This is a genomic window from Pseudomonas sp. R3.Fl, assembly GCF_023516765.1.
In the GTDB taxonomy this organism is placed as follows: Bacteria; Pseudomonadota; Gammaproteobacteria; order Pseudomonadales; family Pseudomonadaceae; genus Pseudomonas; species Pseudomonas citronellolis.
The window spans coordinates 1,452,546-1,464,165 of the sequence record NZ_JAMGSO010000001.1; the positions used below are offsets into that span (position 1 = coordinate 1,452,546).

Here is an 11,620-nt window from a genome sequence, read left to right on the forward strand (position 1 = left end):
TCAGGCGGCCGCCCGCCGCCGCGCGCGCGGATCGCCCGGCAGGTAGGCGCCGGTGACCAGGCGCCAGGCCTCGGAGGTGCGCTTGCCGGGTACCCCGTCGATCTTGACGAAGACGCCCGGGAAGCTGTTCAGCCAGGTCTGCAGTTCTTCCACCCGGCGCACCTCGGCCGGGTCCTCGGAGAGGCTCATGGAGTAGTTCACCAGCAGCGGCTGGGCGGCGCTCGGCTTGGGCTGGTCGACGAACTCCAGCAGGCCGCGCTCGGCCATGCGCCGCAGCAGCACCGCGGCGCCGCACTGCTTGGACTGGGCGCTATCGGACCAGGTGCCGTCCTGCACGTACTTGCCGCTCTGGTAGTGGTTGCAATAGCTCCACAGGTAGGGCGAGAGCACGTGGGGGTGGTACAGCCGGTAGCCGAAGCCGTTGTAGGCCTCCAGCTGGTAGAGGGTGCCAGCCAGGCTCCAGTCGGTGGCCGCGCCCAGGCGCTTCAGGCGCAGGGCGTCCTCGGCGCTTTCCTCCCAGGTGAACGGCGGCTTGCCCTCCTTCGGCCGCCCCGCCGGCACCTGCACGGTGCGCGCAGTCAGCGGGTCGCCGTTGTGCAGGTGGCGGTCGAAGCGCAGGCCGCTTTCCATGCAGTGCACCACGCCGATGAAGCCCCAGGGGATGCCCAGGGCCTTGCCGACCTCGGCGTAGCGCGGCTGGTTGTCCTCGATGCGTTCGACCAGCGCCTCCACCTCGGCGGCGCGCGCCGGGCGGATCTGGCAGCTGTTGAAGAGTTGTTCGTATTCGCCGCGCAGCGCGGCGGTCAGCAATACCTTGGCCATGGCAGCAATCCCGTGTTGTGGTCCGACTCCGTTCAGGTCGTACCACGGCACGCGCCACCGGCCCTCAAGTGAAAGTGAAGGCCGCCAGCGGCAGCCGTCAATGGCGGGCGACGAACGCGGTGCCTCACTCGTCGCGGCGCAGGTCCGGCGGGATCGGCACGTCGGGCATCGGCCCGGGGCGCTTGCCCTTGCCGGCGCGGAACTGCCTGAGCTGGTAGACGTAGGCCAGCACCTGGGCCACCGCCAGGTAGAGGCCGGCGGGAATCTCCTGGTCCAGCTCGGTGGAGTAGTAGACCGCACGGGCCAGGGCCGGCGACTCCAGCACCGTGACCTTGTGCTCCTGGGCCACCTCGCGGATTTTCAGGGCGAGGAAGTCGTTGCCCTTGGCCAGCAGGCGCGGCGCGCCGCCGGCCGCGGCGTCGTACTTCAGGGCCACGGCGAAGTGCGTCGGGTTGGTGATCACCACGTCGGCGTCGGGCACCGCCTGCATCATGCGCCGCTGCGCCATCTCGCGCTGCAGGCGGCGAACCTTGGCCTTGACCTCGGGCTTGCCCTCGGAGTCCTTGTACTCGTCGCGCACTTCCTGCTTGGTCATCAGCAGCTTCTGGCGGTTGTCCCAGAGCTGGTAGGGCACGTCCACGGCGGCGATCAGCAGCAGGCTGCAGGCCATCCAGAAGGCGCTCCAGCCCACCACCTTGACGCTTTCCACGATGGCCGTCTGCAGCGGCTGGTGCAGCAGCGCCAGCAGCGCCTCCTTGTCCGAGCGCAGCACCAGCACCGCCACCGTCAGCACCACGACGAACTTGATCAGCGCCTTGAACAGCTCCAGCACCGACTTGGCGGAAAACATCCGCTTGATCCCTTCCAGCGGGTTCATGCGGCTGAACTTGGGTGCCAGGGCCTCGCCGGAGAACAGCCAGCCGCCCAGGGAGATGGGCCCGAGCAGGGCGGCGCAGAGCAGCACCAGCAGGATCGGCCAGAGCCCCTCGGCGGCCCCGCGCGCGGCGGTGCCCAGCAGTTGCAGCATGCTCTCGCTGCGCATCGCCGTCTCGCGGGACATCTCGAAGCTGTTGCGCATCACCCCCATCAGCACCTCGGCCAGGTGCGCGCCGTAGACCAGCAGCGCGCCGGCCCCGGCCATCAGCACGGAGAGGGTGTTGAGCTCGCGGGAACGCGGCAGCTGGCCTTTCTTGCGGGCCTCGCGGCGACGTTTCTCCGTGGGTTCCTCTGTCTTGTCCTGGCCGCTCTCGCTTTCCGCCATCAGCGCGCTCCCACCAGTTCACGCAGCAGCGCCAGGGCCTCGCGGACGAGGTCCTGGTACTGCGAGAGGATTTCGGCGGTGCCGATCCAGACGATGATGAAGCCCATCACCAGGGTCAGCGGGAAGCCGATGGAGAAGATGTTCAGTTGCGGCGCGGCGCGGGTCATGGCGCCGAAGGCGAGGTTCACCACCAGCAGCGCGGTGACCGCCGGCAGGGCGATCAGCAGGCCGCCGCCGAGCACCCAGCCGAGCTTGCCGGCCACGGTGTACAGGTGCTCGCCCGACAGGCCCTGGCCCACCGGCAGGGTGACGAAGCTCTCGGCGATCACCTCCAGCACCACCAGGTGGCCGTTCATGGCCAGGAACAGCAGGGTCACCAGCAGGCTGAAGAACTGCCCCATCACCGGCACCGAGATGCCGTTGGCCGGGTCCACGGTGGAGGCGAAGCCCAGGCCCATCTGCATCGACAGCAGCTGCCCGGCGACCACGAAGACGTGGAAGAACAACTGCAGGGTGAAGCCGAGCATGGCGCCGATCAGCACCTGCTCGCCCACCAGCAGCATGGCGCGCAGGTTCAGGGCGTCGACCTGGGGCATCGGCGGCAGCGTCGGCACCAGCACCACGGCGATGGCCAGCGACAGGTACAGGCGCACCCGCGCCGGGACCATCTGGTTGCTGAAGATCGGCATGGTCATCAGCAGCGCGGCGATGCGGAACAGCGGCAGCACGAAGCTGCCGACCCAGGCGCCGATCTGCGCGTTGGTCAGCTCCAGCATCAGCCGATCAGCGTGGGGATGCTGGTGATCAGGCCCTGGGTGTACTCCATCAGCTCGCGCACCAGCCAGGGGCCGAGGACGATCAGGGTGCCGAGGGTCACCAGCAGGCGCGGCAGGAAGCTCAGGGTCTGCTCGTTGATCTGCGTGGCGGCCTGGAACATGGCCACCACCAGGCCCACCAGCAGGCTCGGCAGCACCAGGATGGCGACCATCATGGCGGTCAGCCAGAGTGCCTGGCGGAACAGGTCGACGGCGACTTCCGGGGTCATGGCGCGCCCTCCTCTCTAGTCAAACGGTGCCGAAGCTGCCGGCCAGGGTGCCGATGATCAGCGCCCAGCCGTCCACCAGGACGAACAGCATGATCTTGAACGGCAGCGAGATGATCAGCGGCGACAACATCATCATGCCCATCGCCATGAGCACGCTGGCCACCACCAGGTCGATGATCAGGAACGGGATGAAGATCATGAAGCCGATCTGGAACGCGGTCTTCAGTTCCGAGGTGACGAAGGCCGGGACCAGGATGGTCAGCGGCGTGGCGTCGGCGTTGGCGATGTCGGTGCGCTTGGACAGGCGCACGAACAGGTCCAGGTCCGACTGCCGCGTCTGCGCCAGCATGAACGACTTCAGCGGCACCTCGGCGCGGCTCAGCGCCTCCGGGGCCTGGATCTGCTCGTTCAGGTAGGGCTGCAGCGCGGTGCTGTTGACCTTGTCGAACACCGGCGCCATGACGAACAGGGTGAGGAACAGCGCAAGGCCGACGAGGATCTGGTTCGACGGCGTGGTCTGCAGGCCCAGCGCCTGGCGCAGGATGGCGAAGACGATGATGATCCGGGTGAAGCTGGTCATCAGCATGACGAACGCCGGGATGAAGCTCAGCGCCGTCATGATCAGCAGGATCTGCAGGCTGACCGAGTATTCCTGCTGGCCCTGCGGGTTGGTGGTCACGGTGATCGCCGAGACCTGCAGCGGGTCGGCGGCGAAGGCCTGGGGCGCGAGCAGCGCCAGCAGCACGGCCAGCAGCGGCAGGCAGCGGCGCAGCGCCTGGGCGAAGGCGGGGAAGCTCATTGCGGGCGGCCCTTGTCCTTGTTCAGCAGCTCCAGCAGGCGCTGGGCGAATTCCGGCGGCGCCGGCTGCTCGCCGGCCTCGACGCCGCGCACCGGCTCCTTGAGCACGTGCAGCGGGGTGATGCGCCCGGGGGTCAGGCCGAGGAGAATCTGCTCCTCGCCCACCTGCACCAGCAGCAGGCGGTCGCGCGGGCTCAGGGCCTGGCTGGCCACCAGCTTGATCGCCTGGTTGCCGCGCGGGCCGATCTGCTGCACCCGGCGCACCAGCCAGGCGAGCAGGAAGATCAGCGCCACCACCAGCACCAGGCCGAACAGCAGCTGCAGCAGCTGGGCCCCGGCGCTGCCGGTGATCAGGCTCGGCGAGGCGCTGGCGTGGACGATGGCCGGCGCCGGCGCGGCGGCCGGCTCCTCGGCGGCCTGGGCCAGGGACAGCAGCCCCGCCAGCGGCAGGGCGCAGAACAGCGCGAGCAGGCGGGCCATCATCAGCGCAGCTTCTTGATGCGTTCGCTGGGGCTGATCACGTCGGTCAGGCGGATGCCGAACTTCTCGTTCACCACCACCACCTCGCCGTGGGCGATCAGGGTGCCGTTGACCAGCACGTCCAGCGGCTCGCCGGCCAGGCGGTCCAGCTCGATCACCGAGCCCTGGTTGAGCTGCAGCAGGTTGCGGATGGTGATGTCGGTGTGGCCGACCTCCATGGAGATGGTCACCGGGATGTCGAGGATGACGTCCAGGTTCGGCCCTTCCAGGCCGGCGATGGTCGGCGCCCGCGGCGCCATGCCGAACTCTTCCATGGGCGCGCGCGGCGCCACCGGGGCGGCCGGCGCGGCGTTGCCGGCCATCATCGCGTCGATGTCGTCCTGGCTGGCGTCGCCCGCCTCGGACAGGGCCGCGGCCCATTCGTCCGCCAGGGCCTGCTCCTCGGGGGTCACTTTGTCTTCATCTGCCATTGTCGGGTCCTCTGGGGGGATGCGCTCAGCGCGGGCGCTCGAGCGGATCGAGAATCTGGAAGGCCAGGTTGCCCTTGTGCGAACCCAGCTTGACCTTGAAGGAAGGCACGCCGTTGGCGCGCATCACCATGAATTCGGGCATCTCCACCGGGATCACGTCGCCCGGCTGCATGTGCAGGATGTCGCGCAGGCGCAGCTGGCGGCGCACCACGGTGGCGTCCACCGGCACGTTGACGTCGAGGATGTCCTCGCGCAGGGCGTTCTGCCAGCGCTCGTCCTGGTCGTCGACGTCGGACTGGAAGCCGGCGTCGAGCATCTCGCGGATCGGCTCGATCATGGCGTAGGGCACGGTGATGTGCAGGTCGCCGCCGCCGCCGTCCAGCTCGATGTGGAAGGTGGAGACCACCACCACCTCGCTGGGGCTGACAATGTTGGCCATGGCCGGGTTCACTTCCGAGTTGACGTACTCGAAGGTGATCGGCAGCACCGCGCTCCAGGCCTCGGCCAGGTCGACGAAGGCCTGCTCGATGACCATGCGCACCACCCGCAGCTCGGTGGGGGTGAACTCGCGGCCCTCGATCTTGGCGTGGCGGCCGTCGCCGCCGAAGAAGTTGTCCACCAGCTTGAACACCAGCTTGGCGTCGAGGATGAACAGCGCGGTGCCGCGCAGCGGCTTCATCTTCACCAGGTTGAGGCTGGTGGGCACGTAGAGCGAATGCACGTACTCGCCGAACTTCATCACCTGCACGCCGCCCACGGCGACGTCGGCCGAGCGCCGCAGCAGGTTGAACATGCTGATGCGGGTGTAGCGGGCGAAGCGCTCGTTGATCATCTCCAGGGTCGGCATGCGACCGCGGACGATGCGGTCCTGGCTGGTCAGGTCGTAGGACTTGACCGCCGTGGGGTCGGAATCGACTTCGGTTTCCACCAGGCCGTCGTCGACGCCGTGCAGCAGCGCGTCGATTTCGTCCTGGGAGAGCAGATCTTGCACAGCCATGGCGGCTTACCTACTGGAGTACGAAATTGGTGAAAAGCACCTGTTCCACGGTCAACTGACCGGTGGCCTTCTTGGCCAGTTCCTGGATGCTGGCGGTCGCCTGCTGTCGCAGCATCTCCTTGCCCACCGGGGTGGTCAAGGTGTCGAAATTCTGGCTGGAGAACAGCATCACCAGTTGGTTGCGCACCAGCGGCATCTGTTCGCGCAGGGCGTCCAATTGGGCCTGGTCGCGGCCCATCAGGGCCACGGCGACCTGCAGGTAGCGCTGCCGTCCACCCTGGTTGAAGTTGACCACGAAGGACGGCGCCAACACCTCGTAGAGCGCCGGTTTCTTGCCGCTGCCGGCCTCGGCGGCCGGCGCCTCGGCCGGCTTGGCGCCGCGGCTGAGGAAGAACCAGGTGCCGCCCACCGACGCCCCGACCGCCAGCAGGAAGGCCAGGCCCAGGATGATGATGAGCTTGAGCCGGCCCTTGCCGGCGCCGCCCTCGGCGGGTGGAGTGGTCTGCTGATCGTTCTTAGCCATGCCAGAAATCCGTCACTTGCGCGGTCCGTTGCCTGTCTGAAAGGACAGGAGCAAGGGCTGTGCCAGGTCATGCCCGGCCGCCGCGGCGGATATTACAGGCTGCCGATGAGCGGAGCGAGGGGCGGTACAGGATTCACGTGAAGCGGCGTATAACCGCGAACGGTTATACGCCCTACGTCATGGTCAGGACTGGCGTAGGGCGGATAACGTTCGACGTTATCCGCCGTTTGGCCGCGGCACCCGGCGGCTCCGGGGTTGACCTTGGCGTTGGCTATGGCATCGGTGAAGCGGCGTATAACCGCGAACGGTTATACGCCCTACGTCATGGTCGGGCCTGGCGTAGGGCGGATAACGTTCGACGTTATCCGCCGTTTGGCCGCGGCACCCGGCGGCTCCGGGGTTGACCTTGGCGTTGGCTGTGGCCGCGGTGTATCGGCGTATAACCGCGAACGGTTATACGCCCTACGCGTAATAATCCACCATCCCCAACCCACCCAACTGCGGCCGCGCGCGGATTTCGCTGACGCCGCTGAGCACCGGCTCGTCATCGCCCTCCGCGCCCGCCGTGGCCGCGCCGCCGCGGGCGTTGCCCTGCTGCTGGCCCTGCCCCTGCCAACCGCGGGCCAGGGACTGGTCGGAGACGTTGACGTTGACCTGGTTCATGCCCTGCTGGCCGAGCATCTCGCGCAGGCGGTGCTGCTGGCTGTCCAGGGCCTCGCGCACGCCGGCGCTGGCGCTGGCGAAGGTCACCTGGGTCTGGTCGCTGGTCATGTGGATGCGCACCTCCAGGCGCCCGAGGTCGGCCGGCTCCATCTGGATGTCGGCGGACTTCAGGTTCTGGCTGGACATCCACATCACCCGGTCCACCACCTGGTCGGTCCAGCCGTTCTGCTGCATGGCCACCGGCTGGCCGGGCACCTGCGGGTTGACCGGGCGGCTGGTGAGCGCCTGCTGGGTGCCGTTGAGCGCCTGGGTCATGGCCTCCAGGCGATGGGCGAAGCTCTCGTTGCGCGTCTCGGTCTTGGGCTGTGCCACGTCGTCGGCCAACTGCCCGGCCAGTTCGCCGGCGGCATCGGTGGTCTTGGCCTCGGTCGAACCCTGGGCGTCCTTGAGGCCGGCCAGCAGGCTGGTCATGTCCAGCTTGGCGTCGCCCTTGCCCTGGTCGTCGGTCAGCTTGAGGTTGATTTCACCCTTGCCGCCGGTGGGCAGTTGCAGGGCCTGGGTCACCTCCTCGGCGCCCGCTTCCGGCAACAGGGCCACGCCCTGGGCCTGGTTGAGCTTCTGCAGGTCGCCATCGCTGTTGGCGGCATTGAGCTGGGCCTGGCCGAGCTGCGCGGCGCTGTCCTGCACCGGCGGCTGCGCGCCCATGGCCAGCGCCAGCAGCGGGTCGAGGCTGGGGTCGGGCGGCTGCTGGCCGTCGTCGTCGGTCGACGCCTGTTCCTGGGCCGGCAAGGGCTTGCCGCCATCGGCAACCTTTGGCTGCTCGCTGCCGGCTTCCGGCGCCTTGGCGCTGTCCTTGGCCGGCGCGTCGTCCTGCCCGCGCGGCTTGTCGCGGCTGGCCTTGGTTTGGGCCTGCGGGCGCTCCTTGGCGGCCGGCCGGCTCTCCTGGGCGTAGACGTCGGCGAAGCTGGAACCCTTGTCGTTGCTGGTGTTGGCCGAATCCTGCGCGGCCCTGGACGGGGATGTCCGGGGGCTCGCTGGCGGGCTCGGCGAAAGTAGGATGTCCGGGGCGACAGCCATCGGCGATCTCCGTTTTCGTTTGCGTCGATGACACGGAGATAGCAAGGGCCGGGCCAGTTTCCCGGATCGCTCGTCAGGAACGCTGCAGGCGCTGCTGGCGCAGGAGGATGCGGACGATGGCGAACTCGCGCTCGACCTGCTCGATCAGCCCGGCGGCCTTGGCCATGTCGCCTTGCCGGGCGGCGTCTTCCAGGCGCTTGCACAGCGCGGCCAGGGCCGGCGCGCCCATGTTCCCGCAACTGCCCTTGAAGCTGTGCGCGGCATGGCGCAGGGCCTGGCCGTCGAGTTCCGCCAGGGCCTCGTGGAGGTTGCGCAGGCGCTCCTCGGAATCCGCGACGAAGGTGTCCAGCAACAGCGGAAACTCTTCCGCCATCACCTCCCGCAAAGCCTTCAGTACGGCATCGTCGAGATGCACATCGGACATTCGCTCGCTCCCTGGCTACCCGTGGCCAGGGCCGGCGCACGGGAAGTGCCGGATTATGCCTGAGCGGACCAGAAAAACTCCACGGACACCGACTTGCCGTCCGCCGACCACTGGCAGCGGTCGGCCAGGCTGCGCACCAGGGTCAGGCCTCGGCCGCTGAAGGAACCCGGCGCGCACTGCGCCTGGGCCTGCAGCACGGCATTGACGTCGAAGCCGTTGCCGCTGTCCTCCACCCGCACCAGCAGGCGGCCGCCGTCGCCATGGGGGGCGAGGTCGATGTGGAAGCGCACGAAGCCGTGGTCGAGGCTTTCCAGGCGCCTGCGGCGTTCCTCGTAGTAGCGGGCGAAGCCCTGGGCGTCGCACTTCAGGCGCGACTCCAGGCCCATCACGCCGTGTTCCAGGGCATTGGAATAGAGCTCGGCGAGCACCGTGTACAGCGCCCCGCCGCGGGGGCGCAGGTCATGCACCTCCATCAGCAGCTGCAACAGGAACGGCAGGGGGTTGAAGTGACGCAGCGTAGGGGAGCGGAATTCGAAGCTGCAGGACCAGTCCTGGGTGCCGCCCAGCCCGCTCTCGGAGAAGGCCAGCGGCGGCCGCTGCAGGCTGGCATCGGGCACCAGGGCCACCTCCAGCATGCTCAGGTCGTCCTGGGCCTCGCCGCGGAAGCGCACCAGCGCCGCCTTCACCCCGTCGAACAGCCGCGAAGCGTCGCGCTGCTCCTCGAACACCTGGCGCAGGCGCTGCTCGCCGAACATCTCGCCCTGCGGGTTGCGCGCCTCCAGCACGCCGTCGGAGAACAGCAACACGCGGTCGCCGTCCTCCATGGGGAAGACTTCGCAAGCCTCGTCGAAGGCCGCCGGCTCCAGGATGCCCAGCGGCAGGTGGCGCGACACCAGGGGCTGCAGTTCGCGGCCCTGGCGGAACAGGTAGCCGTCGGGCAGGCCGCCGTTCCACACCTCCAGCAGGCCGCGCTGGAAGCTCAGGTTGAGCATGCTGGCGCAGCAGAACACCCCCACCGGCAGGATGCGCTTCAGCTTGGCGTTCATCTCGCGGAGGATGTCGGCGATCGGGTAGCCCTTGGCGGTCATGCCGTAGAACACCTCGGCCAACGGCATGGCGCCGATGGCCGCCGGCAGGCCGTGGCCGGTGAAGTCGCCGAGCAGCACGTGCATGCCGCCGGAGGGCTTGTAGGCGGCCAGCAGCAGGTCGCCGTTGAACAGCGCGAAGGGCGACTGCAGGTAGCGGATGTTCGGCGCGTTCAGGCAGCCGGAATGCGCCACCTTGTCGAACACCGCCTTGGCCACCCGCTGCTCGTTGAGCAGGTGCTCGTTGTGCCGGGCGATCAGGTCGCGTTGCGCCAGCACCTCGCGCTGCAGGTGGTGCAGGCGGCCCATGGCGCGGATCTTGGCTTCGAGGATCACCCGGTTGTAGGGCTTGGAGAGGAAGTCGTCGCCGCCGGCCTCCAGGCTCTGCACCAGGGCCTCGGTCTCGGTCAGCGAGGTGAGGAAGATGATCGGCACCAGCTCCTCGCCGGCCTGGCGGCGAATCCGCCGGGCCGCCTCGAAGCCGTCCATCACCGGCATCAGGGCGTCCATCAGCACCAGCTGCGGGCGCTCCTGCTCGAACAGCGCCAGGGCCTCCAGGCCGTTGGCGGCGGTCAGCACGCGGTGGCCCTGGCGGCTGACGATGGTGGACAGCAGCAGGCGGTCGGCAGCGTTGTCGTCGGCGATCAGGACCGTGAGGAAGTTGGCCATGACCGCCACGGCTCAGGAAATGCGGAACAGTTGTTCGAAGTTGGAGATGGAGAGGATCTTGCGCACGTCCGGGCTGCAGTGCGCCAGGCTGATCTGCGCATGTTCGCCGCCGGCGTGGTCGCGCAGCAGCAGGAGCATGCCCAGCGCCGAGCTGTCCAGGTAGGTGGCGCCCTTGAGGTCGACGACGTAGCGCCGCGGGGTGGTCTCGACGCGCTCGTAGGCGTCGCGGAATTCCTGGTGCGCACCGAAGTCGAAGCGGCCCTGGACGACGATGGTCAGTTCCTGGCCGTCGGCCGAAGGTACGGATGTGATGGCCATGGAGGCCTCCCTGCTGAATGGACTGCGCATGCTGGGGAAGATTTAGCAGCTAGTCCGCGGCCCGGCAACCTCGGCGAGCGCCGGTACGCAAAGGTTCGCTCCGGCCGACAAATGGACCACCGGTCATTGCCCGGTCAAGGAATGGATTTACCCTGTAAAGGTGCGGAGGGGACCGCACCTGCCAAGGAGCATTTCGAAGATCAAGGGGGGAGCCATGATCATCCACCGTCTGCTGCTGGGCGCCTCGCTGTGCGCCAGCCTGGCCGCCAATGCCCAGGTCATGCAGCGCCAGCTCGGCGACTTCGACCTCAAGCTGGCCACCTCGCCGGCCCGCAGCATGGCCCAGGGCCTGGTCCAGCCCGGCGGCCTGGACAGCCTGCACGGCGGGCTCGACGCCAGCCACGACTCGGGCTGGTACTTCGGCGGCTGGGCCGCCAACCTGGAACCGGACAAGCCCACCGAAGTCGATTCCTACGCCGGCTTCAAGCGCCCGCTGGGCAATGGCCACCTCGGCTACGAGCTGGGCAGCATCCGCTACGTGCACCCGCAGCGGCCGGACCTGGACACCCAGGACGTCTACGGCGGCCTGTCGATCTTCGGCAGCCGCCTGGGCGCCGCCTACAGCAACAGCGCCGGGCGCAGCAGCGCCACCCTGTTCGCCGACCTGGGCCTGACGCCGCCGCTGGGCTTCGACCTGACGCTGAAATACGCCAGCTACAGCCTGGAAAACCCGGTGAGCGTGACCAATGGCTACGTCAGCGGCTTCAACGACTGGTCGGTGAACCTCAGCCGCCCCTGGCTGGGCCTGGACCTGAACTTCTCCTACAGCGGCAGCAGCCTGAGCGGGACGGACTGCAGCGCCTATTCGGGGCACAACGCCTACTGCGACAGCGCCGTGACCTTCAAGGCGTCGCGGTCGTTCTTCTGAGCCTGCGCGGATAATCGCGGACGGAGTCCGCTCCTACGGTTCCAGGAGACACGGGCGTAG

General features: G+C 68.4%; 14 protein-coding genes. 1 reads left to right on the top strand and 13 read right to left on the bottom strand.

The window, feature by feature from the left end; translation table 11 throughout:
- From M8R19_RS06015 to M8R19_RS06075, 13 genes are all read right to left on the bottom strand, one after another.
- A complete protein-coding gene (locus M8R19_RS06015; protein ID WP_249917310.1) occupies nt 1–822 on the bottom strand; it encodes a hypothetical protein in 822 nt (273 codons plus the stop codon).
- Nucleotides 823–946: 124 nt separating this feature from the next.
- Nucleotides 947–2,083, bottom strand: a complete 1,137-nt coding sequence (gene flhB / locus M8R19_RS06020) for a flagellar biosynthesis protein FlhB (protein WP_249917311.1) — start codon at nt 2,081–2,083, stop codon at nt 947–949.
- Nucleotides 2,083–2,859 (bottom strand): flagellar biosynthetic protein FliR, encoded by a 777-nt coding sequence (fliR, locus tag M8R19_RS06025; protein WP_009621634.1) that lies wholly within the window; start codon nt 2,857–2,859, stop codon nt 2,083–2,085. The genes flhB and fliR overlap by 1 nt, the downstream gene beginning before the upstream one ends.
- The gene (gene fliQ / locus M8R19_RS06030) at nt 2,859–3,128 is read right to left on the bottom strand and encodes a flagellar biosynthesis protein FliQ (RefSeq protein WP_009621633.1); all 270 of its coding nucleotides are present in this window, start codon (nt 3,126–3,128) and stop codon (nt 2,859–2,861) included. Before fliQ ends, fliR begins: the two co-directional genes overlap by 1 nt.
- Before the next feature lie 19 nt (nt 3,129–3,147).
- Nucleotides 3,148–3,927, bottom strand: a complete 780-nt coding sequence (gene fliP / locus M8R19_RS06035; RefSeq protein ID WP_061562328.1) for a flagellar type III secretion system pore protein FliP — start codon at nt 3,925–3,927, stop codon at nt 3,148–3,150.
- Entirely contained in the window at nt 3,924–4,406 is a 483-nt protein-coding gene (gene fliO, locus M8R19_RS06040; protein ID WP_249920142.1) for a flagellar biosynthetic protein FliO, read from the bottom strand. The genes fliP and fliO overlap by 4 nt, the downstream gene beginning before the upstream one ends.
- 2 nt (nt 4,407–4,408) lie before the next feature.
- Complete coding sequence (gene fliN / locus M8R19_RS06045) at nt 4,409–4,876, bottom strand: flagellar motor switch protein FliN (RefSeq protein ID WP_009621630.1); 468 nt, start codon at nt 4,874–4,876, stop codon at nt 4,409–4,411.
- A 25-nt stretch (nt 4,877–4,901) separates the two neighbouring features.
- Nucleotides 4,902–5,873 (bottom strand): flagellar motor switch protein FliM, encoded by a 972-nt coding sequence (gene fliM / locus M8R19_RS06050; RefSeq protein ID WP_009621629.1) that lies wholly within the window; start codon nt 5,871–5,873, stop codon nt 4,902–4,904.
- A 10-nt stretch (nt 5,874–5,883) separates the two neighbouring features.
- Entirely contained in the window at nt 5,884–6,396 is a 513-nt protein-coding gene (fliL, locus tag M8R19_RS06055; protein WP_249917312.1) for a flagellar basal body-associated protein FliL, read from the bottom strand.
- 462 nt (nt 6,397–6,858) lie between these two features.
- Nucleotides 6,859–8,136 carry a flagellar hook-length control protein FliK gene (locus M8R19_RS06060; protein ID WP_249917313.1) on the bottom strand — a complete coding sequence of 426 codons (1,278 nt, stop codon included), beginning with the start codon at nt 8,134–8,136 and terminating at the stop codon, nt 6,859–6,861.
- Nucleotides 8,137–8,209: 73 nt separating this feature from the next.
- Nucleotides 8,210–8,560, bottom strand: coding sequence for an Hpt domain-containing protein (locus M8R19_RS06065; protein ID WP_009621625.1), 351 nt, complete (start codon nt 8,558–8,560; stop codon nt 8,210–8,212).
- A 53-nt stretch (nt 8,561–8,613) separates the two neighbouring features.
- Complete coding sequence (locus tag M8R19_RS06070) at nt 8,614–10,314, bottom strand: ATP-binding SpoIIE family protein phosphatase (RefSeq protein ID WP_116423596.1); 1,701 nt, start codon at nt 10,312–10,314, stop codon at nt 8,614–8,616.
- Nucleotides 10,315–10,326: 12 nt separating this feature from the next.
- The gene (locus tag M8R19_RS06075) at nt 10,327–10,632 is read right to left on the bottom strand and encodes an STAS domain-containing protein (RefSeq protein WP_074977073.1); all 306 of its coding nucleotides are present in this window, start codon (nt 10,630–10,632) and stop codon (nt 10,327–10,329) included.
- 214 nt (nt 10,633–10,846) lie between these two features.
- Here M8R19_RS06075 and M8R19_RS06080 point away from each other — a divergent pair, with 214 nt between their 5' ends.
- Nucleotides 10,847–11,560 (top strand): TorF family putative porin, encoded by a 714-nt coding sequence (locus M8R19_RS06080; RefSeq protein ID WP_249917314.1) that lies wholly within the window; start codon nt 10,847–10,849, stop codon nt 11,558–11,560.
- The last annotated feature ends 60 nt before the right edge of the window (nt 11,561–11,620 follow it).